Consider the following 23,932-nt stretch of genomic DNA (forward strand, 5'->3'; position numbering starts at 1 on the left):
GGGAAATAGGCAAAAATCGAACAAAACAGAGGGTGATAACGCCAAAATCGCGCTTGAATGGCTTTTTTTCGAGTTGAAAAGCGATTCAGCGATAAATCAGGCGTTAATCAGACCCTCCTTAAGATCGATTCGCCAATAGTCGGGAGTTTTTACCTCCTTATCTGGCGCGTCGAGAACCCTCTCCTTGTTACGTTTGTGCTCTAGATGAAGAAAGTTGTGGTACGCGTGGTAGCGGTCGATTAGCTTTTGGGCTTCCTCTTCTATGACCAGCGCAAGATAGTCTTCGAAACGATTACTCATAAAAACAAAAAGCCCGTCCAATGAACGGGCTTCCCACGGGTACAACCATGCAAAAGTAAGTTTCCATTTGGTCGAAGCCTTGGAGCATCTTCCCCATTGAAGTACTGGGCACCCGTTAGTTCCCTAAGAACCTGATTTCCACTCCCGTCGGAGTGTTGTCGCCCCACACTTCTATGGGGGTCAGGAGAGCGTAGCATATAACCTCTGATCTTGGACACGATTCTGCCAAGCACCGAATGCACCCTAGCAATAACGTCTACAGTGTCCAGAATGGCTCATCAATCCAGAAGCTTTGCCGCTGACTCCAGATGCTCTTCTGTCGAATGCACGTAAATCATCGTTGTGGCGATGCTCGCGTGTCCTAACCATCGTTGAATCGTTTTGAGGTCGATATTTTTCTCTGAGGCTCGCGTTGCAAAGGTGTGTCGTAGTGCATGATGACCTTTTTCGGATGTGACGCCCGCTTGTTTTCTCACGCGACCAAACATCACTGGAATTTGGTTGTAGGGGTCAACTCCGTTTCTCGATAGCAGCAGTCCAGTCTCTCTTTGGGCTTGAATGTGGTGCTGTCTGAGGTCTTCAAGCAGTGGCTTCAATGAGCCTGTTATAGGCACCACGCGAGGCTTATAGGTTTTCGTGGAGTTCCGGATGGTGCCCTCCATCGCAACCTGATTTACTCGAATTAGCCCCCGTTCCAGATCGACGTTTTCCCACGTCAGTCCCAAGGCTTCTGACGCCCTGAGTCCGGCGAAGAGAGAAAGCCCAATCATTGCCCGGAACTCAGCCGTTTTGGCTTTGTTCTCAGTTTTCTTACCCTTGTTGGGACCACGCGTGACTGTGTTGTACTGAATTGCGCCAATATTGAGGAGGGCGGTAAGCGTCCGGTGATCCCATCTTGAGCCTGGCGCTGCCGTCGTCAGGATAGTGTCCACTTATTTTCTAGTGGACACTTAACATGAACGAATTAAGCGTAACCAAACCCTGCCAACGCCGTCGCCGGTTTTCCCGGGAATTCAAAGCCGGGATTGTCGCCCAGTGCCGAGATCCGGGCGCATCCGTCTCCCGGATCGCTCTGTGTAATGGCCTCAACGCCAACATGGTCCGACGCTGGATCAAGGAGGCGCGACGAGTGCCTAAAGCACCAGCGACAACGCCGGAGTTCGTGCCGGTCAATCTGCCAGCAGCAACTTCAGCACGGAGCCACCACTCGGTCTCGGACAAGCGTAGCACCATCCGCATCGAGATTCCCCGCGCCAGTGGCGCGGTTGTCGTGGAGTGGCCTGCGGAGCAGGCCCACCAGTGTGCCGCCTTGTTGCGGGATCTGTTGGGATGATCCGCATTGATGAGATCTGGCTGGCCACCGAACCGCTGGACATGCGGGCGGGACCGGATAAAGCTCTGGCACGAGTCGTTCAGGTCTTCGGTTCGGCCAGACCCCATTGCGCCTACCTGTTTGCCAACAAGCGAGGCAACCGGATGAAGGTGCTGATCCATGATGGCCTCGGCATCTGGCTGTGTGCCCGTCGTCTAAACCGGGGCAAGTTCCACTGGGGCGAATCCTGGCGAGGCAAACAGTTATGTCTGACCGAAGAACAGTTATCCGCCCTCGTTCAGGGCCTGCCATGGCAACGTATTGGGGCCGATGGCGTCATCTCAATCCTGTAACCACAAGCTGAGCAATACCGCCATAGCCAGAACTGCGAATCGCTTGCAGTACAAGGGCTTGGCATACTAAGGGGCATGACTCAGCGCCCCGACATCAACCAACTCTCTGCCGGTCAGCTCCGTGCTCTCGCTACGGAACTGTTTGATCGTGTTGATAACAAAGAGCGGGCTCTGGTGCACCGTGATGCGGTCATCGAGAAGCTGACCCACGAAGTGGCCATTCTCAAGCGCCATAAGTACGCCCGGCGTAGCGAGCAGCTGGACGCGGTTCAGGGAAAACTGCTGGACGAACTGATCGACAGCGACCTGGCCTCCATCGAGGTCGAACTGGAACAGGCGATGACCGAGGAGCAGAAAGCCGCTCGGCCAAAGCAGCAACCCAAACGCACACCGCTGCCACCGGAACTGCCCCGCACCCTGATCCACCACGAGCCAGAAAATACTCAATGCCAGTGTGGCTGCCAGCTCAAGCGCATTGGCGAAGACGTCAGCGAGAAGCTGGATTATGTCCCGGGTGAGTTCACCGTTGAACGTCACATCCGGGGCAAATGGGCCTGCGACAGCTGCGAGACGTTGATCCAGGCACCGGTGCCACCGCAGGTGATCGACAAAGGCATCCCCACCGCTGGCCTGCTGGCCCAGGTGCTGGTGGCCAAGTATGCCGACCATCTGCCGCTGTACCGTCAGGAACGCATGTTCGGCCGTGCCGGCCTGGAAATCCCGCGCTCCACCCTGGCCGAATGGGTGGGTGCCTGTGGTGTGCAGTTGCAGCCGCTGGTGGATGCGTTGAGAAATACTCTGCTGGAACACAGTGTTCTGCATGCCGATGAAACCCCGGTCAGCATGCTGGCCCCGGGCAAGAAGAAAACCCACAAGGCCTACGTCTGGGCCTACTGCACCACACCGTTTGCCGACCTGAAGGCAGCTATTTACGACTTCGCACCCAGCCGTGCAGGCGAACACGCCCGAACCTTCCTGGGTGACTGGCGGGGCAAGCTGGTCTGTGATGATTACGCTGGCTACAAGGCCGGGTTCGGCAACGGCATTACCGAAATCGGCTGTATGGCCCACGCCCGGCGCAAGTTCTATGACCTGCACGAGGCCAACAAGAGCGAATTGGCGGCCAAGGCCTTGGAATACATCGGTGGACTCTACGAGATCGAGCGGGAAACCAAAGATCTGCCACCGGATATGCGGCGGGAAATCCGGCAAACCAAAGCCAAACCCCTTGCCGATGCGCTGCATCAGTGGATGCTGGCCCATCGCCAGAAAGTGCCGGATGGCTCCGGCACGGCCAAAGCCCTGGATTACAGCCTCAAACGTTGGGAAGCGCTGACGCGCTACCTGGACGATGGCGCTGTGCCCATCGACAACAACTGGGTGGAAAACCAGATCCGACCCTGGGCGCTGGGGCGCAGCAATTGGCTGTTTGCGGGTTCACTGCGCAGTGGTCAACGTGCGGCTGCGGTCATGACCCTAATACAGTCAGCGAAGCTGAATCGGCATGATCCCTATGCCTACCTGAAGGATGTGCTGACTCGCCTGCCGACACAGAAGAACAACGCCATCGACGAGCTATTGCCCCACAACTGGAAACCGGCCATACCTAACAAGGTGTAGGCCGGACGTGTATGGAGAGCCTTCTTCGAAAGCTGGACAAGGTGCCAACTCTAGACGGCAGGATATGCCCTGGGAGATCGATGAGAGAAAGAGGAGGCCATAAGTAGAAAATTTCCCAAGCGACTGGTGGCTCGCTAGGCATACGTGTCGTGTTACTCCTAAGTTATTAGACACACTAGATTTTCCGGGCTTTGCTGGGCTGCGGGTGTCGCAGGTGTATGCCGCACGGAGATCGCAGTTAAACCTGATACTAGGCCGGCTCATGCACTAGCCGGATGTCGATTTCTCTGTCGACATACTTCCACTCCACCGAGGCCCGGAGTTCGGCCAAAAGCCTGTTAAAGCCCGGCTCATCAGACGGGGAATATTCGAACCACGTCAAGAAGTCGAAGGGTTCGCTCTCGCCCAGGTCCCGACAATGGTGGAGACGACGGGCCACAGCAGGGAGATATTGGAGCCCAATGTGAATGTGACGGGACTGCTCCTCAAAAATCTTCCGGCGTTCGTCTTGAGCCAGTCCCCACCATGAGGGGTTTTTCCGGATAGGGATCAGGGCGGCACAGGTGGCCTCTGCTCGACCCAAACTTGGCTGCTTCGCCACGAGACGATCCTTCTCTTCACGCACGACATAACGCTCGTTACTCGTTATCCCGCGAAGAAGCCATTTGGTGCCCAAAGGCTGCGGCGAAACAGAGCCAGCGGCTACGTCGAGCCGGGGGATTCCAGGGAGAGGGGCTCCCGCCACGGCATCCATCCGAACAACGCGCCAAACACCCGTTTCTCCACCAGCGAACGTAAATAATCGTGTATTCATCAGTTTCCTCTCAGGCCTTTCGCCTATTTCTCAGCCAACGCAAAACCGGCATTGCCCGGCGCAACCACTGAAACAAATATAAAAGGTTCGGGGCCAGAGTTCATTGCACCATGTACCTGCCCAGGTTTTGCGATCGCAATATCTCCAGCTTTAAGATGAGTGACTATGCCGTTACCTTGATGATATTCGGCTTCACCTGAGATAACCGTCCAAGTATCTTGGCCGTGAGGATGTACATGGGAAGCTATTTCCTGCCCAGGGTGGGCGTGCCAAACAACGACGACAGAGTCATTGGTTTCCAGAACAACCGAACGAATCGGTTCGCCGTTAGACGGACGAACATATTCATCCACCGAAAAAATCCGCGATTCAGTTTCTGCTCTCATGTTCACACCCATTTAAAACTGATTGGACACGTACTCTAAACGCAACTGCGCCTGGACAGCACATGAAGATATGTACCTAAGCGCCCTTCGGGAAAACTATGCTCTGGCGCACAGAGACCGTCAATACTCCGTCGTGGGTAGGCATGACATAACGGGAGGAGACGGGCGACGCTTTGGTCATATGTACATGAGAAGGTGGCTCGCCCGCTCGGCAGGGTTGTTGTCGATGGGCAGGTGTCCCCCTTTCGATGTAGCGGATCAGCTTTAACCAGTTGCTCGCAAGGCAATTGATTGCTTGCCCAAGGCACTTTGACGACGTGACCTGGGGAGGGGTTTTGTCCAGCCTAGCTTTCAGTTGCTCCAGGAAAGCCTGGCTTTGCGACTGGCGCGTCTGGTATCGCTGGGCATCGCCCGCCTCTTCCATGTCGCGCTCGATGCCGTAGAGCTTGTTGATAAGAGTCAGTGCCATCTCCGCTCGGCCGATCTTGCCCTTGGATTGAGTTTTCTGATGAACTTGCGCCGCGCATGCCCAGCAACCTATACGCTCGACGCCTTTCTGCCTCCAGGAGGCGCTGCGGCACCTCCTGGGTACGGCTAGCGGTGTAATTGAACAGGATGACCGGAAGATTTGGTGGGCCACCGCGATCTCCTCAGTAGCTATAGCCAAACAGGTTGGGTATGAGAAGTTCAAGGGGGGGCGAGCAAAGCCCCCGTTCCAATTGATTCTCTATTCCACACAAATGGCGATATAAGCCGGCGGGTGATGACGACCCTGGAAGCTCTGGCATCGAGAGTGGATGTCTACTCCATCGACGAGGCGTTTCTGGATCTGACCGGAATCGACCGGGTGGTAAGCTTCGAGCCTTTTGGTCGGCAGGCGATTTGGCTCAAGGTGGAATCACCGGACGGTTACGGAGGGCGTCTGTTTCTTCGCGTGTAAACGGTACAACCTCCTTTTTTTGATGCTTTACGCGGCTGAGTCGTGTCGTTGGGTTATCGAGATTCGGGTCTGACTTTTGTGCGAAATCGAACGTGCAGGAAAGCAAGCTTACAATTCGTTGGATTGTTTGGGCACTTACCTCGGCGCGTCGCAGCTCGGTACGCATGGTCTCGATCATCGCTGTGGTCATGTCACCCAGGCGGCGTTCGCCAAACCGGGGAAGCAGGTGGTTGTTCATCCGGCTGACGTTGTGCCTGTGGTCTTGGTGATGGGTTTCACTCCAATCCAGGTACTCTTTGGCGACCTCTCTAAATAGGCGGGTGGATTGTGTAGAGCGACCCGTGCGACCACTCATGCGCTCGGTGATTGCCTTGGCTCGAATTTCTGAGACGACATCCCGAGCCTGGCTAAGAGTCACGCCATCGCGGTCAGACCCAATAACGCCTTTATGTCTGATGCCGGATTGGGTGAAGTCGTAGCGCCAGGTGCCGCATCCATCCTTGCGCTTGCGATAAATAATACCGTTCTCGCTGATCTCCTGACCCGGAGCCAATTCTTTCTTCGCTTTCTCGCTGAATGTGCTTGTGCGTTTCTTGACTGCTGTAGTCACTGATACCTCCAATTGTTTGAAGGTATTTAGAAGGGGGAATGGAGGGGAAGGGCGCCAACGTAATCCAGCGTAAACCAACGTATCAGAGCGTATTGGCGTCGCCAGAAACTAAAAAGCCGAATCAACTCTTACTCATGGTAAGTTCTTGATTCGGCTTGATATTAGTGGTGCCCGGAGGCGGAATCGAACCACCGACACGGGGATTTTCAATCCCCTGCTCTACCAACTGAGCTATCCGGGCGTGTTGAGCTGTGTGCTGCAACGGGGCGCTATTAAACCGGTTTAGGGGTTGGGAGTCAAGGCCGGCCGGCAAAAATTTTCGGAAGTTTTTGCCGGTTGTTCAGGCCTTGATCAATCGTCCTATTTTTCAGGCGGTACATAGCCTTCGGCCTGGTCGAACGGCTCGTTGTTGAAGAACCGGTCCATCTGCGCCTGCAGGTATTTCCGGTTGTTCACGTCCATCAGGCTCAGGTGTTTTTCGTTGATCAGCATGGTCTGCTGATTCTGCCATTCTTCCCAGGCCAGTTTGGATACATTCTCGTAGATATCCTGGCCTTTGGGGCCGGGCATCGGGGGCATGGCCAAGCCTTCCAGTTCTTTCTGGTACTTGCGGCAGAATACAGTGCGGCTCATGTCGGCTCCTGTGCTGAGGTCAGTATGCCGGCATGATAACAGACCATCCGGCACCTTGGCTTGGTTACAGCAGGGTGGCTTGCTCGGGTTCCGTCAGCAGGGTTCGGATCGGGGCAGGCAGTCCCAGGCTGAGGGCTTCATCCCGGTGCAGCCAGCGCAAGCGGTCGGAATCGCGAACCTGGGTGTTGCCGGCCACGGGCAGGCGCACCGGTTGGATGTGCAGATGATAATGGCTGAAGGTGTGGCGAAAACCGCTGATGGGTTCCGGGTTGTGGCAGTTCAGCCCCAGCTCCCTGGCACAGGCGTCCTGCAGTTCATCTGCGCCATAGGCCGGGTCCAGTTCGGGCAGGCTCCACAGGCCGCCCCAGATGCCGCTGGGTGGCCTGCGTTCCAGCAGAATACGGCCTTCGGCATCCTCCAGGATCAGCATCCAGGTGGTTTTTTCCGGTTTTTCCTTCTTGGGCTTTGAACCGGGGTACAGGCGAATCTCGTCACGGGCGTAGGCCAGGCAGCCATCCTTCACGGGGCAGGCCTCACACCCGGGTTTGCTGCGGGTACACACCATGGCGCCCAGGTCCATGATCGCCTGAGTGTAGTCTTTGATTCGGGCTTCTGGCGTGTGGCTCTCCGCGTGCACCCAGAGCTGGTTCAGCACGGCAGTCTGTCCCGGCCATCCGGGCACGGCGTGGTAGCGCGCCAGCACGCGTTTTACGTTGCCATCCAGGATGGTTGCGCGTTTTTCAAAGGCCTGGGCGACAATGGCGGCGGCGGTAGAGCGGCCAATTCCTGTGAGGCTTTCGAGTTGCTCCTGGTCGGCCGGGAATTCGCCGTCGAACTCATCCACTACCTGTTTTGCGGCCTTGTGCAGGTTGCGTGCCCGAGCGTAATAGCCCAGGCCGGACCAATGGCCGAGCACATCATCGACTGGCGCGGAGGCGAGGGCGTGCACATCGGGAAAACGGGCCATGAACGCCTCAAAGTAGGGAATCACCGTGGTTACCTGGGTTTGTTGGAGCATGATCTCCGACACCCACACCCGGTAAGCGTTGCGGTTGTGATGCCACGGCAGGTCGTGCCTGCCGTGTTGGTCGTACCAGCGAAGCAGTTTGTCGGCAAAACGGTCCGGCATCAGTTGAACAGTCCCTTCAGGGCGTCCTTCACCTTCTCGCCGGCATCCTCGCCCAGCTTCTCTTTCAGTTTTTCCTGCACCTTCTCTTCTGCTTTTTCTTTGGCGCGATCCACTTCTTCGCGGGCTTTCGCCTTGGCAGCGTTGGCCGCAATGTCTTTCAGGGTATCCCGGAAGCGGGAGCCGTCAAACGAACACAAGCCGGCCGGGTCTTCGGCGAAGTTGCCCCGGCATTCCACCGGAATGACCACGTTTTCCACATACTCGGTCACGCGACAGGCTTCGTCCCGGTGAATTTCACCAACTATGCGCAGGCCGAGTTCGTAGTCCAGGTCGGTTTGCTCAAGATTAACGGTGCCGTTTCCCTCAAGGCGCATGCCCGCAAGCGCCGCGACCAGATCGGTGTTGTTCAGGGTGTTACCGTCGATTTTCAGTGTGCCCCGCATGTCGTTGAATGGTGTAGTCGTGCCCCAGTCGGTAGTCGTCAGGGATTCCTGGTTGGCGAGGGCGATACCCTGGCAGGCCATACGGGTCAGGTTCATCTGGCGGAACTCGCCTTCGGCCAGGTTAAAGCTGATCTCGCCGTTGGCGTTTTCACGCAGGGCAGAAATCCGGTTGCCAGTGGTATCGACAGCCACTTTCATATTGGCACCGCCAGAGAGCATGTCTACCTCGGCCAGATCGGTTAACAACGGCAACGTCCGTACGTTGGTAACGTCCGAGCGGATGCGCCATTTCGGGTTGTCGGTACGGGCGTCGATGGTGGCGTTGGCGCCAAAGCTGCCGTAATAGAGCTTGCCGCTGAATTCGTCCACTTGCAGCAGTCCATCTTTGGCGGTGGTGCTGGCGGCGATGTCGTTGATGGTGAGGTTGCTGACAATCAGCTCGCCCAGGCCGAAATCAATGTCCAGCAGCAGGGTGCGCAGAGTGTCCAGTGGCAGCAGGTCGGTTTCAGGCTGGGATGCCCCAGTTGTTTGAGTGTTGCTGTCGGTCTGTGTTTCGCCGTTGCCTGCTCCTTGCGAATCGCCTTCGGCCGAGGGCGGCAGGTAACGATCAGCATTCAGCTTGTCACCCTCAAGGTCGAACACCAGCCCACCTGTGGCGAGGTTGTAGCTGCCGCCACCGTTGAAGCGGGTATCATCCAGGGTAATGACAAGGTCAGACAGCGCGACAACGCCGGGCTCGCCACCCAGGTTGGTCGATAGCGCGATCGCTTTCAGTACCTCAGGGTCCGTGGTTTCAATAGCGGGTTGTCCCAGATTGTTGAGAAGCTCCTTCAGGGAAAACTCGGAAATCTCAATGCGACCGTCCAGAGCCGGTTTGTCGCCAAAGCCTTTTACATTCAGGTTGGTATTGAGGCTGAGATTGGCCAGGCTGGCGGAGAAGTCGCTCAGGGACGCGGTTTCGTTTTCCAGGTTGGCGGCCAGGGAGCCGGCCAGTTCTGCGGTCACCGATTCGCCACCAAACGGCTCGCCCGACATATCAAATACCGCGTTCAGGCCAGATACCGCAAATTCGTTGAGCGCCTGGTTTGCCTGGATGCGGGCGTTTATGCTTCCGTCAACCGCAAACTGCGGCTGGCTGGTCTCAACACGGAAGCGGATATCCAGGGGGAATTCGGAACCGAGGGTGATATCACTGGCGGTCACCGTGAAGTCCTCCAGCGTAACGGACTGACCAGTGCTCAGATCGTTGTAGTGAACGCTGGCGTTACTGATTTCAACGTTCTCGACATTAAAGTTGAGAGCCTCACCGCTGGCGGATTGTGGCTCAGGCTCGGCGGTTTCCTGGACGGGTTGTTGTTCGGCAGCATCGGTGCCAGCCTCTGCGGTGGCGTTTTGCTCCCGCATTATCCGGGTCCAGTTGCCTTCGCCCTGCTCGTTAACTTCCAGGTGGGCATCCAGGCCATTCAGCAGGAAGGTGTTTACCTGCGGAGACATGGCAATCAGAGACCAGAAATCAATCTGGGCAATCAGTTGCTCCAGTGCGACAAACCTCTCGCCGTCAAGGTTGGCCTCTACCTCATTCAGCTCCAGGCCCAGAGGAATGAAAGACCAGCCGATGTCGCCCTCCAGCATCAGGTCCAGATTGGTCTGCTTCTCAACAGCCGCTTCAATCTGGGGTTTGTAATCGTTGGGGTTGATCACCGCAACCGCAATGGCGACGGCGGCCACTGCCAGTAACAGCAGCGCAATAACGGCGTAGATCGCATAGCGGATAGCTTTCATGGCTGGGTTCCTTTTCCTGTCGGCAGGCTGGTAGCCGGCGTTTTATTGCGTGAATAAAGCAAAGGATAACGCAGGGTTAGCAAATTAACAGTGCAGGAATATGACAATGCGGTAGTCTTGGGTCAAAATACACCCCCAACTTATCCGCCGGGGCAGCCAGCCCCGAGGCACAAATAAACATAAGAAGGAGTCGGCTGTGGCCATTACCGTATCGATTGAGCTGAACCGGGATCTGGAAATTCCGGCGAGCTATGATGAAGTCTTCGATCTGTTGGCAGACGTTCCCAAATCTGCCAGCCACTTCCCGAAAGTCGATAAACTGGTGGACCTGGGCGATAACGCCTACCGCTGGGAAATGGAAAAAGTGGGCGTCGACAAACACGCTATTCAATCGGTTTACGCCTGCACCTACCACGCTGACAAAGAGGCCGGCAAGATCACCTGGTCGCCCATCAAAGGCGAGGGCAACGGGGTTGTCAGTGGTTCCTGGACCCTGAGTGCCAAGGGCGACAACGCTACCGCAGTAAGATTCCAGACCAGCGCAGAGCTGACCGTTCCCCTGCCGAGCCTGCTCAAGCTGGCCATCAGCCCGGTGATCAAGCACGAGTTCAACAGCCTCGTGGACACCTACATGGCCAACCTGAAAAAAGCGTTCTGAGCTATCAGGGTGATTGATCCGGTTGCGGGACTCCAGTTGAGTTAACAGGTATAATCCGCAAACAAAGTTTACGGTAGCAAGCCAGTTTTCAACGGAGTCTCCATGGCCGAACGCAAGGCTCGGGTAGAACGCAATACCCTCGAAACCCAGATTACCGTCGAGATCAATCTCGATGGCACCGGCAAAGCCAATTTCGACACCGGTGTGCCTTTCCTTGAACACATGATGGACCAGATTGCCCGCCACGGCCTGGTGGATCTGGATATTACCTGCAAGGGCGACCTGCACATCGATGACCACCACACCGTGGAGGACATCGGCATCACTCTGGGCCAGGCCTTCAAGCAGGCTGTGGGCGACAAAAAAGGCATTCGCCGCTATGGCCACGCTTATGTGCCCCTGGATGAAGCTTTGTCACGCGTGGTCATCGACCTGTCCGGCCGCCCCGGTTTGCTCATGGACGTACCCTACACCCGCGCCAGCGTGGGCGGGTTTGACGTCGATCTGTTCGCAGAGTTCTTCCAGGGCTTTGTGAATCACTCCATGGTGACCCTGCACATCGACAACCTGAAGGGCAAGAACACCCATCACCAGATCGAAACCGTGTTCAAAGCCTTCGGTCGCGCACTGCGCATGGCGATTGAAATGGACGAGCGCATGGCGGGCATCACCCCGTCCACCAAAGGCGCCCTGTAACCGGTCACCGATAGGAATAGAACCACCATGAAGACCGTCGCCATCATCGACTACGGCATGGGCAACCTGCATTCCGCCCGCAAAGCCGTGGAGCACGTGGCCCCGGACTGCACCGTACTGGTTACAGACGATGCCGCCAAAATCCGTGAAGCTGACCGGGTGATTCTGCCCGGTGTAGGCGCCATCCGTGACTGCATGGCCGAAATGCACCGTTTGGGCGTGGTTGAGCTCGTCAAAGAAGTCTCCCAGGACCGCCCATTCCTCGGCATCTGCGTTGGGATGCAGGCCCTGATGGCCCGCAGCGAAGAAAACGGCGGTGTGGAAGGTATCGGCCTGTTCCCGTCTGAAGTTCGTTACTTCGGCGACAACCTCACCGAAAACGGCGAACGCCTGAAAGTGCCCCACATGGGCTGGAACCAGGTGTACCACACGCTGGACCACCCGCTCTGGCACAACATTCCGGACGGTGATCGCTTCTACTTTGTGCACAGCTACTACGCCGAAGCCGAAGGCAACGCCGATATGGCTGGCCGCACCCATTATGGTGTCGACCTGGCGGCAGCGGTGGCGAGAGACAACATCTTTGCAGTGCAGTTCCACCCTGAGAAAAGTGCCCGGGCGGGACTGCAGTTGCTGGAAAACTTTACGAACTGGACCGGAACATGCTGATTATCCCCGCTATCGATCTGAAAGACGGCAAATGCGTAAGACTGCGCCAGGGCCGCATGGAAGACTCTACCGTATTCGGTGACGACCCCGTCGACATGGCCACCAAGTGGGTCGAGGCTGGCGCCCGTCGCCTGCATCTGGTTGACCTTAATGGCGCCTTCGCCGGTGAACCGGTAAACGGTGAGATCGTAAAGGCAATTGCGGTGAAGTACCCGAATCTGCCTATTCAGATTGGTGGTGGCATCCGCTCGGCGGAAACCATTGAGGCCTATCTGAAGGCTGGTGTTCAGTGGGTCATCATCGGCACCAAGGCGGTTAAAGAGCCTGAGTTTGTCACCGAAATGTGCAAGGAATTCCCCGGCCACATTATTGTGGGTCTGGACGCGAAAGACGGTCGCGTCGCCACCGACGGCTGGGCCGAAGTCTCTGAAGTCATGGCGGTAGATCTTGCCAAGCGCTTCGCCAACGACGGCGTATCCTCAATCGTTTACACCGACATCGCCCGTGACGGCATGATGCAGGGCGTGAACGTCGAAGCCACCGCCAAGCTGGCAGAGGAAGGTGGCATCCCGGTGATTGCGTCTGGCGGCGTTACCAACATGGACGACCTCAAGCGCCTGGCCAACGTTGCCGACACAGGTGTCATCGGTGCTATCACCGGCCGCGCCATCTACGAAGGCACTCTGGATGTGGCGGAAGCGCAAGCCTATTGCGACAGCCTGAAAAACTGAGGACTGACAATGGCATTGGCAAAACGCATCATCCCCTGTCTGGACGTCGACAAAGGCCGTGTGGTTAAAGGCGTGAATTTTGTCGATATCCGCGACGCCGGCGACCCGGTGGAAGTGGCCCGTCGCTACAATGAGCAGGGCGCGGACGAGATCACTTTCCTGGACATCACGGCCAGCAGCGAAAGCCGCGATACCACCTACGAAACGGTAGAGCGCATGGCGGCGGAAGTGTTCATCCCGCTGACCGTGGGCGGTGGCGTGCGCACCGTCGATGATATCCGCAAACTGCTCAATGCCGGAGCCGACAAGGTCTCCATCAATACGGCCGCAGTCTTCAATCCCGAGTTTGTGCGGGAGGCAGCGGAGCGTTTTGGCCGGCAATGCATTGTCGTCGCCATTGATGCCAAGCGTGTGAGCGCAGAAGGCGAGGAGCCGCGATGGGAAATCTTTACCCACGGCGGTCGCAAGCCAACCGGGCTGGATGCCGTAGAGTGGGCGAAGAAAATGGTTGAGCTGGGGGCAGGGGAGTTGCTGCTGACCAGTATGGATCGTGATGGCACCAAGATCGGCTTTGATCTTGGCCTGACCCGTGCCATCAGCGATGCGGTAGTCGTACCGGTGATTGCTTCAGGTGGTGTCGGTGAGCTACAGCATCTGGCGGATGGCGTTACCCAGGGTGGTGCAGACGCGGTGTTGGCGGCATCCATCTTCCACTTCGGTCAGCACACCATCCCTGAAGCCAAAGCCTTTATGAAGGCTCAGGGCATCGAAGTCCGCGATTAATTGCTGCGTGCATAGGCAGGCCGAATGGCCTGCTTCTCACCTTCCGCAAACATCTCCCGATTACCGTTACGCATGGCCCAGAGACCACTGACCGTGGCGATGGCAATGCCCTGTTCATCCAGCATCGGCAGGTGCTTCTCCAGATAATCCACGGTGACCTTGTGCGGGTGTCCGATACCAATGGCCGTGCCTTTTTCCCTGGCGGTCTGAATCAGCAGTTTGAACTGTTTGTCGACAAACTCTTCCGTCTGTTCGTGATCGAGAAACACATCGCGCGTCAGGCTCGGGATGTTGTAGGCATCGGCCACACTGCCGGCGATGGAATTGGCAATGGTGCGGCTGTCGACGAAATACACCGGGTAGCGGTCCAGCTCTTTCATGACCCAGTCCATGGGTTCCAGTTGCTGGGTAAGCAGGCTGCCCATGTGATTGTTCACACCGCTGACAAAGGGAATGGACTGCAGTGCCCGGCGCAGGGTGGTGGTGATGGTCGGCTCGTCCATATCCGGTGTCAGTCCGCCCGGGCCGAGACCGAAGTTGCGGGTGTTGGCCATCGGGGCGTGCAACATGATTTCCTTGGATTGGGCGTGGGCCAGCTTCGCCAAGGGAACTGTGTGGCGCCGGTAAGGCAGGAAGGCCAGTGTCAGGGGCTGGTCAAGCTTTGCCAGTCGCTCGCCCTCGTACCGATTGTGGCCCATGTCATCAATAATGATGGCAATGGTGGGCTGCTGGGGTTCACCCGGCCCTGACGCAAACGCAGCGACAGGGCTGATGGCCAGAAGCGCCAGCAGCGCGAGGGTAGAACGTAAAGTCACTGGGCGTTTTCCTGCGGCTTGCTGTCGTTCTTCCGGTTAAGGATGTGCAAGCCCTTCAGCAGGTTCAGGGCCGACCGCAGCTGATAGTCCCGGTCGGCCGCAGAAGCCTGTGCTTCCGCAGCCTGTTCTCTGGCCTTGCGGGCCTCCTCCTCATTCTCCCCTTCAAGATGACCGCTCAGGTCGGCTTCGGTGAAGAATGGTCTGCTGTCGAGTTCTTTCAATTCCGCCGGGCGCACCTCGATGTCCGGCTTGATGCCGGTGGCCTGGATGGAGCGACCATCCGGCGTGAAATAACGGGCTGTGGTCATTTTGATGGCGTGGGTCTCGTCCAGCGGTATAACCGTCTGAACACTGCCCTTGCCGAAGGACTGGGTACCCATCACCACCGCACGTTCATGGTCCTGGAGCGCGCCGGCAAGGATTTCCGACGCGGAAGCAGAGCCACCGTTGATTAGCACGACAATAGGTGTGCCAGCCATGACGTCGCCGGGTTTGGCACTGAAGCGCAGGCGTGAACTCTGGATACGGCCTTCGGTGTAAACAATCAGGCCTTCGTCCAGCAGGGCATCCGCGGTCTCTACGGCAGCTTGCAACACACCGCCGGGGTTGTTGCGAAGGTCAATGATCAGGCCGTCCAGATCGTTGCCGTGTTCGTCTTCCAGATCGCTGAGGGCTTTCAGGAACTGCCGGCCAGTCTCGGCCTGGAATTGCGTGACACGGACATAGCCGTAGCCGTTATCGATCATCCGGGATTTAACGCTGGTGACTTTGATCACATCCCGGGTGACATCAATCTCGATAGGCGCACTTTCGCCCTCGCGCATGATGGTCAGAGTAAGCACCGTGCCGGGTTTGCCGCGCATCAGGTTAACGGCTTCTTCCAGCGACATTCCTTTCACCGGCTTTTCGTCCAGCTTGATGATCAGGTCGCCGGCTTGAACGCCCGCTTTCTGGGCCGGGGTGTCGTCGATGGGGGAGATGACTTTGACAAAGCCGTTCTCCATGCCCACTTCAATGCCAAGCCCGCCAAATTCCCCGGAGGTACTTTCCTCCAGTTCCTCGTAATCCTTGGGGGCCAGGTAGGTAGAGTGCGGGTCCAGGTCGGACAGCATGCCTTTGATGGCGCTCTCGAGCAGTTGGGTGTCGGAGACATCTTCCACGTAGGCGTCTTTGATGCGGCTGAACACTTCGGTGAACTTGCGCAGGTCTTCCAGCGGCAGTTGTTCTTCCGGGTCTGGAAGTTTCAGTTCAACCCGCTCGCCACTCTGAATGGAGTCCAGAATCTGCTGGGTCTGAGCGTCCTGATCCTGCGCCAGGGCCAGTCCGGGGGCTGTGAAACAACAGGTGGCAAGAATCATGGTGCGCAATGGCGAGGTCTTGAGTGTACTTCTGGCCCGTTTCATTCACATATCCTGTTTGGTTTCCAATAGTTGGACTGGTTCCTGACCCGGACAGTATGGCGCCCGCAACGCCGTTTGTCAGCCCTGTTATGGCTTGCCCAGCCAGCTCCTGGGATTCACGGGTTTGCCGTTGCTACGTACCTCGAAATACACGGCCGGGTCCTCGGTGCCGCCGGTGCGTCCGGCCAGGGCAATGGTCTCGCCCGGGCGCACCCAGTCACCGGGGGTTGTGAACAAGCTGCTGCTGTGGCCGTAGAGGGTCATGTAGCCATCGCCGTGGTCAATGATGGTGATCAGCCCGAACCCGCGCAGCCAGTTGGCAAATACCACACGGCCATAGTGCACGGCTTTGATCTCTGCCTCTTCGGCGGTATTCATCAGGATGCCGTTACGGCGCAGTTTGCCATCGGCGTACACGGCGCCGTAATTGCTGACTACCCGCCCTTTCGCGGGCCAGGGCAGTTTGTCGCGGCGGGATTTGAACGGACTGGATTCGTTCGGGGCCGGAATGCTGGCAATGGCCTGCTGCACCTCTTTCAGCAATTGCTCCAGGCGCTGGCGATCGGCTTCCAGGGATTGGCGCTCGCTACGGCGGTTCTGGATGTCGTCATTCAGGGCGGCCAGTGTTCTGGCCCGATCCTGCCGGCTCTGGGTCAGTTGCTGCTGGCGCTGTTCCAGATCGGCTTCGGTCTTGGCCAGTTCGGTGCGGGTGGCCTGAACGGCGGCGCGGGCGGCTTTCAGTTCCTGAAGGCTGCGCTGGAACGCTTCCAGGCGGGAGACGGTATTCTTGCTCAGGTATTCATAGTAGGTCAGGGTGCGGGCAACTTCGCCGGGCTCAATCTCGTTCAACAGCACTTTCAGAGCCGGCGCGTCGCCTTCCATCCAGGCTGCCCGAATCTGTAGTTTCAGGTTTTCCCGTTGCTGTTCGAGGGTATTGGCCAGCTCGCTTTCCTGGGCGCGAAGCTCGGCCAGGCGCTCCTGCTGTTCCCGGACCTGCTGCCGAAGGGTACGGCGTTCCCGGGTCAGGGTGCTTATTGTGCGCTCGGTGGCCGCCAGTTGCTGTTCAAGGGTTGACCGGTCTTCTTCGGCATCGGCCAGCCAGCGGTCGATGTCGGCGATACGCTCCTTCAGCGCCTCGACCTGTTCGGGGGTCACATCCTGCTGGGCGCCCAAAGGTGCAGCCCCCAATGTGAGGGCCAGCACCACGACGGTCAGTTTACGCAACACCTTTACCGGCGGAGCGATCAGTCGAACTCGACCAGGCTGTGCCCGGTCATTTCCGAAGGCTTTTCGGTACCCATCAGGGCCAGCAGCGTCGGTGCGATATCGCACAGGCTGCCGTCATCCCGGAGGTTCACCTTGCGGTGGCCGGTGTAAACCAGAGGCACGGGGCCAATGGTGTGGGAGGTGTGTACCTGGCCGGAGTTGGGATCGGTCATCTGCTCGCAGTTGCCGTGGTCGGCGGTAATCAAGGCTTCGCCACCCACTTCATCCAGAGCCTCCACCACGCGCTGCACACACTGGTCCAGGCACTCGGCGGCCTTGATGGCGGCGTCCAGCTTGCCGGTGTGGCCAACCATATCGCCGTTGGCGTAGTTGCAGACGATCAGGTCGTACTTGCCGCTCTTGATGGCTTCAACCAGTTTGTCGGTAACCTCAGGTGCGCTCATTTCCGGCTGCAGGTCGTAGGTGGCCACCTTGGGAGACGGCACCAGAATGCGATCTTCACCTTCAAAGGGAGTTTCCAGGCCGCCATTGAAGAAGAAGGTCACGTGGGCGTATTTCTCGGTCTCGGCAATGCGCAGCTGGGTTTTACCTTGCTTCGCCATGTACTCGCCCAGGCCGTTGGCCAGTTGCTCGGGCGGGTAGGCGCAGGAGGTTTTGATGTCAGCGGCATATTCGGTGAGCATCACGAAATCTGCCAGTTCCGGGTGCTTGCGTCGGTCGAAACCGTCGAAGTCTTGCTCTACGAAGGTGCGGGTCATTTCCCGGGCGCGGTCGGCACGGAAGTTCATGAACAGCACGGCGTCGCCGTCATTGATGATGCCCTCGGGCTCGCCATCGGCCCGGATGTGGGTCGGCTTCACGAATTCGTCGTTCTCGCCACGCTCATAGGCCTGTTCCAGTGCCGCCACCGGGTCGTCGCTGATGAACTCGGCTTCGCCCAGGGTCATGGCGTTATAGGCCGCTTCCACGCGATCCCAGCGGTTGTCCCGGTCCATGGCAAAATACCGGCCAACGATGGTGGCTACCCGGCCAACGCCCAGGCTTTTCATTTTCGCGGCGGCTTTTTCCAGAGAAGGGCGGGCACTGCGTGGTGGCATGTCACGGCCATCCAGGAAGGCATGGATGTAAACTTCTTTGGCGCCACGGGCTGCAGCCAGCTCAGCTGCCGCCAGAATATGATCTTCATGGCTGTGGACGCCGCCCGGAGACAGCAGGCCCATCAGGTGTACGGCCTTGCCATTGGCAACAGCCTTGTCGATGGCGTTGCAAAGGGCCTCATTCTTCTGGAAACCGCCATCTTCGAGATCTTTGTCGATGCGCGTCAGGCTCTGATACACCACGCGGCCGGCGCCGAGATTCATATGGCCCACTTCGGAGTTGCCCATCTGGCCCTGGGGCAGGCCAACAAACATCCCTGAGGTGTTGATCAGGGTTTTCGGCTGGTTCTGCCAGATCCTGTCCCAGAACGGGGTGTTGGCGTTGGAGATGGCATTGTCTTCCGCCGGGTCACGGTGGCCCCAGCCGTCGAGAATTATCAGTGCAGTGGGCTTGCGCGTCTCGGTCATCGTGTCGTCCGCTTGGTTGCAAAAAGAACAGAATTTGAGTGGGGCAGATTGTAACCGTTTTCATTTACTCAGACCACGCGCGTTCGCTGAAGCATTGCTCATGATCACGATGTGCTGGCGCTATCATGGCGGGGCGACTGCCTTCTGTGAGCCGGTGTGGGTGTGTATAATCCGGCCAAATCAATTGTCAGGGTAGTTTCATGGACCGCTTGTTTGAATTTGTTGTTAATCACTACATTCTGGTGTCGCTGTTTGTGGCGTTCCTGCTGGCCATTATTGTGCTGGAATCGCGCCGGGGCGGTGCCAAGATCTCGGCCCAGGGCGCGGTCACGCTGATCAACAAGGATGAAGCGGTGGTGCTGGATATCCGCGATCGCAAGGATTTCAACGAAGGCCGCATTACCGGCTCGCTGAACATTCCGCTTAACAGTCTCAAAAGCCGCGTTAACGAGCTGAGCAAGCACAAGGAAAAACAGATTATCGTTGTCGACAAGATGGGCCAGCACGCCGCCATGGCGGTCAAGCAGCTCAATGCCGAGGGCTTCAGTAATGTGGTGCGCCTGAACGGTGGTATTACCGACTGGAAGGCCAGCAATCTGCCCCTGGTGAAAAAGTAACAGGGCTTGATCTGAGTGGCGATCTGACGCACTGTTTCACATTACCATTCGGAACCTGGCAGTAGACTGTTCCGGCAGACGACGACATAACAACGGGCCTGGCCCCATAATACGAGAACGAAAGGACTGATCATGGCTGAGAATCAGCAAGCCGCAGGCAACGACAACCAGAACCAACCACAGTTTGCCCTTCAGCGCATCTATGTGAAGGACCTGTCTTTTGAATCGCCCAACTCTCCGCTGGTTTTTCAGGAGCAGTGGAAGCCCCAGGTAAACCTGGATCTGAACACCTCCCATAACAAGATCAGCGACAACCAGTATGAAGTGGTTCTGTCCCTGACCGTAACGGCCAAGGTCGGTGAGAAGGTGGCGTACATCGTCGAAATCCAGCAGGGCGGCGTATTCATGATCTCCGGCATTGAAGGCCCGCAGCTTGGCCAGATGCTCGGCGCCTACTGCCCGACGATTCTGTTCCCCTATGCCCGCGAAGCGATTGACGGCATTGTGAACAAGGGCAGCTTCCCGGCCCTGATGCTGGCTCCGGTTAACTTCGACGCGATCTATGCCCAGGCGCTCAAGCGCAAGCAGGAAGAAGCGGCGGGTGAAGCCAAGGAAGAGCAGACTCACTAAGCGCAGCTGCTCAACGAAAAAAACCGGCTTCGGCCGGTTTTTTTGTGGGTGATTACCTGGGATTGGTCAGATCGAGCCCTCAAACCCAAGTTGCCGCCAGGCCTCATAAACCACCAGAGCGGCGGTATTGGAGAGGTTGAGGCTGCGACTTTCCGGACGCATGGGTACCCGAAGACGGTGTTCGGCGGGCAGCCCGTCGCGCACGTCTTCCGGCAGGCCCCGGGTCTCCGGCCCGAACATCAGGTAGTCACCGTCCCGGAACGCCACCTCGTGGTAATGGCGACTTCCCTTGGTGGTGAGACCGAACAGCCGCGAAGGCTGCTCGGTGGCCAGAAAGCTGTCGTAATCCGGATGGATCTTTACCGTAGCGTATTCGCTGTAATCCAGCCCGGCCCGACGCATCTGCTTGTCCTCCAGGGAGAAGCCCAGGGGTTCAATCAGGTGCAGCTGGCAGCCGGTGTTGGCGCAGAGCCGGATGATATTGCCGGTGTTCGGCGGTATCTCCGGCTCGTACAGGACCACGTGCAGCATCAGCGCTCAACGGCCAGGGCCACACCCATGCCACCGCCAATACATAGCGTGGCCAGACCTTTCCTGGCATCGCGGCGGGTCATTTCGTGCAGCAGGCTGACCAGAATACGGCAACCGGAAGCGCCAATCGGGTGACCCAGGGCAATGGCGCCGCCGTTCACGTTTACCTTGGCGGTGTCCCAGCCCAGGTCCCGGTTGACGGAAATCGCCTGGGCGGCGAAGGCTTCGTTGGCTTCGATCAGGTCCAGGTCGTCAACAGTCCAACCCGCCCGCTCCAGGCAGCGCTGGCTGGCCGGAATCGGGCCGGTGCCCATGATGGTGGGGTCCACGCCGGCATTGGCGTGGGCTTTGATGGTTGCCAGCGGGGTCAGGCCAAGCTCTTTCGCCTTGTCTGCGCTGCACACCATGACCACGGCAGCGCCGTCGTTCAGGGAAGAGGCGTTGCCAGCGGTTACCGAGCCGTCTTTCTTGAAGGCCGGGCGCAGCTTTCCGAGGCTGTCGCCGGTGACGCCGTCGCGGGGGCATTCGTCCTTGTCCACCACCAGAGGGTCGCCTTTGCGCTGGGGAATGGTGACCGGAACAATCTGGCCGTCAAAGTAGCCGGCTTTTTGTGCAGCGATGGCTTTCTGCTGTGAGGCAGCGGCAAAAGCATCCTGCTCGTCTCGGGTGATGCCGTACTTTTCGACGATGTTCTCGGCCGTGATACCCATATGGTAATCGTTGAAGGCATCCCACAGGCCATCGGTGATCATGGTGTCGATCATGCTCCAGTTGCCCATGCGTTGACCGTTGCGGCTGTTGGGCAGTACGTGGGGCGCCTGGCTCATGCTTTCCTGGCCACCGGCCAGAATCATCTCGGCATCGCCGCACTGGATGGCCTGGACCGCCATGTGCACGGCTTTCAGGCCGGAACCACAGACTTTGTTGATGGTGATGGCGGGCACCGAGGCGGGCAGGCCGGCATTAATGGCAGACTGACGGGCCGGGTTCTGGCCGCAGCCGGCGGTGAGCACCTGGCCAAGGATAACCTCATTGACCTGGTCCCCGGCGACGCCGGTTTCTTCCATCACAGCCTTGATCACGGCCGTACCCAGCTGGTCTGCACGCAGGCTGGACAGACCACCACCGAAGCTGCCGATGGCGGTACGTTTGGCGGCAACAATAACAACATCACGCATGAGAACTCTCCGTTAATCTGGGCACCTGGTTGGGTGGCGCCCGTTTATAAGAATGGCAGGCATTGTAGCGGCAAAGCGCTTGCCGGCCAAAACAACGAAGGTCGGGGTTGTTCTGGTGCGGGTGATCACATATTCAGGCTGCGGCCGCCATCCACCGACAGTATCTGGCCGGTGATAAACGGCGCGTCGCATACCAGGTAGGCAATGGCACCGGCAATGTCGGCGGGGTTGCCGGTGCGGGCCAGGGGCGTTTTATCGAGAATGGCCTGCTGGTGGGCTGCGTCCACGGCTGATTCGCCTTCCGGCCAGAGGATGGCGCCTGGCGACACGCCATTTACCCGAACATCCGGCGCCAGATCTTTGGCCCAGGAGCGGGTTAGTGCTGCCAGCCCCGCCTTACTGGCGCAGTAAAGGGGGTGCTCCTTCAGTGGTTTCTCACTGTAGATGTCGATCATGTTGACCACACTGCCGGAGGCCGCTTTTAGCGCAGGTAAACATTGCTGAAGCAGGAAGAAGGGGGCTTTCAGGTTGGCGCCCAGTATCGTGTCCCAGTCCTGTTCGGAGGCATCTTCGGTGGGGTTGGGGTAAAACACGGAAGCGTTATTGACCAGCGCATTCAACTGCCCCCACTGCGCGCAGGCCTGTTCCGCCAGTTGCCGGAGCTGGTTCATGTCGGTGAGATCGGCGTGGTAACACACGGCGGATTCCGGGCGCTGCTGGTTCAGCTTGTCGGCCAGTGCGCGGGCCTGTTGTTGACGGCCACGGTAATGAATCACAACATTCCAGCCGCGAGCGTGCAGGGTTTCTGCTGTGTGGGCGCCCAGGCGATGGGCTGCACCGGTGATCAGGGCGACGGGGTGGGGCATGGGATATTTTTCCTTATTCCGGTAAATGCAGTGCCTCAGTAATACGGGCTACGCGCTCTTTCCGGATTGCTTCGCCCAGAGCTTTGCCCTGAATGCCTTTTTGCAGGAACGGGTGAGGGGTTACGCTCTGGGCTCGATGTGCGGCCAGTTCCAGTTGCTGAACTAAATGGGCGGGTTCGCTCTGAAGGGTGCAGGCGAGGGTACCCAGCAAAACGCCGAAACGATCGGGCCGGCGCCAGAAATCGGCTGTGTCCAGAAGCTCCATTGCTAGTTCCGGTGTCAGCCGGGTTTCAGGCGAGGCTCCGTTCAACTGAGCCATGAACAGGCAGACCAGGTGGGTCAGTTCCCGACAGTCGTTGGGGCTTTTCATGGCTTTAGCCCTGGCAACGGCGTCTGGCTCGGGCACGCCACTGAGCAGGGCCGCGTAATGCTGGGCGGTAGACCCCTGTTTGCGGTGGATGCACTGCAGGGCGCTGAGACCCTGACGGAAAGCCTGTTCATCGGTCAATTCAGGGATCAGCACCGTCAGGGCGCCGAGCTCCCGGAGCACATCAAAGAACACGCCCGGAGCCTGTTCATGCAGTGCCCTTTGAACTTCCTGCCACACCCGCTCTGGTACCAGGTCTCCGAGTTCGCCACTGGTGACCATCTGCCGCATCAGCGCCATGGTCTCCCGGCAGATGCTGAACCCGAGTGGCTGCAGGCGCGCGGCGAAGCGGGCGGTGCGAAGGATGCGCAGGGGATCTTCGGCGAAGGCTTCAGACACATGGCGAAGCTTTTTCTTTTCCAGGTCCGCATGGCCGTTAAACGGGTCTACCAGGTCGCCGTTCTCGGTTTCTGCCATGGCGTTGATGGTCAGATCACGACGGCGAAGATCGTCTTCCAGGGAGACATCCGGTGCACTGTAAACGCTGAAACCGTGGTACCCGCGACCCTGCTTGCGCTCGGTCCGGGCCAGGGCGTATTCCTCGCCGGTGTCCGGATGCAGGAAAACCGGAAAATCCGCCCCTACCTGTTTGAAGCCTCGCTGGAGCATGTCCTCGGGGGTGGCACCAACCACTACCCAGTCCCGGTCTTTAACGCCCAGGCCGAGCAGTTTGTCGCGGACAGCGCCGCCCACCAGATAGGTTTGCATAATGCGGTTTGTTCCTGATTGCCATGGATGGGTAACGGGGATTATCCGGCCACGACCGGCCAGAGGCAAACCGACAGCGTGAAATAAGAAAGCCCGGGCTGCGCAGGGC

25 protein-coding genes, 1 tRNA gene and 2 pseudogenes are annotated in these 23,932 nt (G+C 58.2%); 11 read left to right on the top strand and 17 right to left on the bottom strand.

The features are described 5' to 3' along the window. Positions 1-578: 578 nt before the first annotated feature. Positions 579-1,232, bottom strand: a complete 654-nt coding sequence (locus QPL98_RS10105; RefSeq protein WP_303293192.1) for a site-specific integrase — start codon at positions 1,230-1,232, stop codon at positions 579-581. A gap of 23 nt (positions 1,233-1,255) precedes the next feature. On the opposite strand from QPL98_RS10105, the gene QPL98_RS10110 reads away from it, so the two are divergent. From QPL98_RS10110 to QPL98_RS10120, 3 genes are all read left to right on the top strand, one after another. Continuing rightward, complete coding sequence (locus QPL98_RS10110) at positions 1,256-1,633, top strand: transposase (protein ID WP_008175582.1); 378 nt, start codon at positions 1,256-1,258, stop codon at positions 1,631-1,633. Beyond that, the gene (gene tnpB / locus QPL98_RS10115; RefSeq protein ID WP_008175580.1) at positions 1,630-1,965 is read left to right on the top strand and encodes an IS66 family insertion sequence element accessory protein TnpB; all 336 of its coding nucleotides are present in this window, start codon (positions 1,630-1,632) and stop codon (positions 1,963-1,965) included. The genes QPL98_RS10110 and tnpB overlap by 4 nt, the downstream gene beginning before the upstream one ends. A 75-nt stretch (positions 1,966-2,040) precedes the next feature. Beyond that, positions 2,041-3,585 (top strand): IS66 family transposase, encoded by a 1,545-nt coding sequence (locus tag QPL98_RS10120; protein ID WP_008175578.1) that lies wholly within the window; start codon positions 2,041-2,043, stop codon positions 3,583-3,585. A gap of 250 nt (positions 3,586-3,835) precedes the next feature. Here the strand turns inward: QPL98_RS10120 and QPL98_RS10125 are convergent, their stop codons facing one another. The 3 genes and pseudogenes from QPL98_RS10125 to QPL98_RS10135 all read right to left on the bottom strand — a co-directional run. Next, complete coding sequence (locus tag QPL98_RS10125) at positions 3,836-4,399, bottom strand: chlorite dismutase family protein (protein ID WP_001097412.1); 564 nt, start codon at positions 4,397-4,399, stop codon at positions 3,836-3,838. Between the two features lie 23 nt (positions 4,400-4,422). After that, positions 4,423-4,785: a cupin domain-containing protein gene (locus QPL98_RS10130; protein WP_001201003.1), complete on the bottom strand. Its 363-nt coding sequence runs from the start codon at positions 4,783-4,785 to the stop codon at positions 4,423-4,425. Between the two features lie 201 nt (positions 4,786-4,986). Then, positions 4,987-5,423: pseudogene (locus tag QPL98_RS10135) on the bottom strand (transposase); the annotation flags it as partial. Between the two features lie 110 nt (positions 5,424-5,533). Here QPL98_RS10135 and QPL98_RS10140 point away from each other — a divergent pair. Beyond that, positions 5,534-5,662, top strand: a pseudogene (locus QPL98_RS10140) (DNA polymerase V subunit UmuC); the annotation flags it as partial. Between the two features lie 10 nt (positions 5,663-5,672). On the opposite strand, the gene QPL98_RS10145 reads toward QPL98_RS10140, so the two are convergent. The 5 genes from QPL98_RS10145 to QPL98_RS10165 all read right to left on the bottom strand — a co-directional run bounded on the left by QPL98_RS10145 (position 5,673) and on the right by QPL98_RS10165 (position 10,322). Continuing rightward, positions 5,673-6,335, bottom strand: a complete 663-nt coding sequence (locus tag QPL98_RS10145) for a hypothetical protein (RefSeq protein WP_303293193.1) — start codon at positions 6,333-6,335, stop codon at positions 5,673-5,675. 165 nt (positions 6,336-6,500) lie between these two features. After that, positions 6,501-6,576 (bottom strand) — tRNA-Phe (locus QPL98_RS10150). Positions 6,577-6,695: 119 nt separating this feature from the next. Beyond that, complete coding sequence (locus QPL98_RS10155; protein WP_153741719.1) at positions 6,696-6,968, bottom strand: oxidative damage protection protein; 273 nt, start codon at positions 6,966-6,968, stop codon at positions 6,696-6,698. A 64-nt stretch (positions 6,969-7,032) separates the two neighbouring features. Then, positions 7,033-8,097 carry an A/G-specific adenine glycosylase gene (mutY, locus tag QPL98_RS10160; RefSeq protein WP_303293194.1) on the bottom strand — a complete coding sequence of 355 codons (1,065 nt, stop codon included), beginning with the start codon at positions 8,095-8,097 and terminating at the stop codon, positions 7,033-7,035. Continuing rightward, a complete protein-coding gene (locus tag QPL98_RS10165; RefSeq protein WP_303293195.1) occupies positions 8,097-10,322 on the bottom strand; it encodes an AsmA family protein in 2,226 nt (741 codons plus the stop codon). Before QPL98_RS10165 ends, mutY begins: the two co-directional genes overlap by 1 nt. 196 nt (positions 10,323-10,518) lie before the next feature. Here QPL98_RS10165 and QPL98_RS10170 point away from each other — a divergent pair, with 196 nt between their 5' ends. The 5 genes from QPL98_RS10170 to hisF all read left to right on the top strand — a co-directional run bounded on the left by QPL98_RS10170 (position 10,519) and on the right by hisF (position 13,859). After that, positions 10,519-10,980 (top strand): SRPBCC family protein, encoded by a 462-nt coding sequence (locus tag QPL98_RS10170; protein WP_022990795.1) that lies wholly within the window; start codon positions 10,519-10,521, stop codon positions 10,978-10,980. 102 nt (positions 10,981-11,082) lie between these two features. Beyond that, positions 11,083-11,676 carry an imidazoleglycerol-phosphate dehydratase HisB gene (gene hisB, locus QPL98_RS10175; RefSeq protein ID WP_011786615.1) on the top strand — a complete coding sequence of 198 codons (594 nt, stop codon included), beginning with the start codon at positions 11,083-11,085 and terminating at the stop codon, positions 11,674-11,676. A 27-nt stretch (positions 11,677-11,703) separates the two neighbouring features. Beyond that, entirely contained in the window at positions 11,704-12,345 is a 642-nt protein-coding gene (gene hisH, locus QPL98_RS10180; protein ID WP_022990797.1) for an imidazole glycerol phosphate synthase subunit HisH, read from the top strand. Then, complete coding sequence (gene hisA / locus QPL98_RS10185; RefSeq protein WP_303293196.1) at positions 12,339-13,076, top strand: 1-(5-phosphoribosyl)-5-[(5-phosphoribosylamino)methylideneamino]imidazole-4-carboxamide isomerase; 738 nt, start codon at positions 12,339-12,341, stop codon at positions 13,074-13,076. The genes hisH and hisA overlap by 7 nt, the downstream gene beginning before the upstream one ends. Before the next feature lie 9 nt (positions 13,077-13,085). Next, the gene (gene hisF / locus QPL98_RS10190) at positions 13,086-13,859 is read left to right on the top strand and encodes an imidazole glycerol phosphate synthase subunit HisF (protein ID WP_023008634.1); all 774 of its coding nucleotides are present in this window, start codon (positions 13,086-13,088) and stop codon (positions 13,857-13,859) included. Here the strand turns inward: hisF and QPL98_RS10195 are convergent. The 4 genes from QPL98_RS10195 to gpmM all read right to left on the bottom strand — a co-directional run bounded on the left by QPL98_RS10195 (position 13,856) and on the right by gpmM (position 18,866). Continuing rightward, positions 13,856-14,674: a divergent polysaccharide deacetylase family protein gene (locus tag QPL98_RS10195; RefSeq protein ID WP_222448749.1), complete on the bottom strand. Its 819-nt coding sequence runs from the start codon at positions 14,672-14,674 to the stop codon at positions 13,856-13,858. The genes hisF and QPL98_RS10195 overlap by 4 nt on opposite strands. Continuing rightward, positions 14,671-16,077, bottom strand: a complete 1,407-nt coding sequence (locus QPL98_RS10200; RefSeq protein WP_014422527.1) for a S41 family peptidase — start codon at positions 16,075-16,077, stop codon at positions 14,671-14,673. The genes QPL98_RS10195 and QPL98_RS10200 overlap by 4 nt, the downstream gene beginning before the upstream one ends. An 84-nt stretch (positions 16,078-16,161) precedes the next feature. After that, entirely contained in the window at positions 16,162-17,298 is a 1,137-nt protein-coding gene (locus tag QPL98_RS10205; protein ID WP_235853725.1) for a murein hydrolase activator EnvC, read from the bottom strand. Positions 17,299-17,318: 20 nt separating this feature from the next. Further along, positions 17,319-18,866: a 2,3-bisphosphoglycerate-independent phosphoglycerate mutase gene (gpmM, locus tag QPL98_RS10210; RefSeq protein WP_303293197.1), complete on the bottom strand. Its 1,548-nt coding sequence runs from the start codon at positions 18,864-18,866 to the stop codon at positions 17,319-17,321. A gap of 200 nt (positions 18,867-19,066) precedes the next feature. On the opposite strand from gpmM, the gene QPL98_RS10215 reads away from it, so the two are divergent. Together QPL98_RS10215 and secB are read left to right on the top strand one after the other, a co-directional pair. Beyond that, entirely contained in the window at positions 19,067-19,483 is a 417-nt protein-coding gene (locus tag QPL98_RS10215; protein WP_011786607.1) for a rhodanese-like domain-containing protein, read from the top strand. Between the two features lie 132 nt (positions 19,484-19,615). Continuing rightward, positions 19,616-20,113: a protein-export chaperone SecB gene (gene secB / locus QPL98_RS10220; protein ID WP_014422523.1), complete on the top strand. Its 498-nt coding sequence runs from the start codon at positions 19,616-19,618 to the stop codon at positions 20,111-20,113. A gap of 66 nt (positions 20,114-20,179) precedes the next feature. Here the strand turns inward: secB and trmL are convergent, their stop codons facing one another. From trmL to QPL98_RS10240, 4 genes are all read right to left on the bottom strand, one after another. Beyond that, positions 20,180-20,644: a tRNA (uridine(34)/cytosine(34)/5-carboxymethylaminomethyluridine(34)-2'-O)-methyltransferase TrmL gene (gene trmL, locus QPL98_RS10225; RefSeq protein WP_303293198.1), complete on the bottom strand. Its 465-nt coding sequence runs from the start codon at positions 20,642-20,644 to the stop codon at positions 20,180-20,182. Beyond that, entirely contained in the window at positions 20,644-21,822 is a 1,179-nt protein-coding gene (locus QPL98_RS10230) for an acetyl-CoA C-acetyltransferase (RefSeq protein WP_303293199.1), read from the bottom strand. The genes trmL and QPL98_RS10230 overlap by 1 nt, the downstream gene beginning before the upstream one ends. Before the next feature lie 125 nt (positions 21,823-21,947). Then, complete coding sequence (locus tag QPL98_RS10235) at positions 21,948-22,688, bottom strand: pteridine reductase (RefSeq protein WP_022990803.1); 741 nt, start codon at positions 22,686-22,688, stop codon at positions 21,948-21,950. A 13-nt stretch (positions 22,689-22,701) separates the two neighbouring features. After that, entirely contained in the window at positions 22,702-23,823 is a 1,122-nt protein-coding gene (locus QPL98_RS10240; RefSeq protein ID WP_303293200.1) for a multifunctional CCA tRNA nucleotidyl transferase/2'3'-cyclic phosphodiesterase/2'nucleotidase/phosphatase, read from the bottom strand. Positions 23,824-23,932 lie beyond the last annotated feature (109 nt).

This window comes from Marinobacter sp. ST-43 (genome assembly GCF_030541085.1).
Classification (GTDB): Bacteria; Pseudomonadota; Gammaproteobacteria; order Pseudomonadales; family Oleiphilaceae; genus Marinobacter; species Marinobacter nauticus.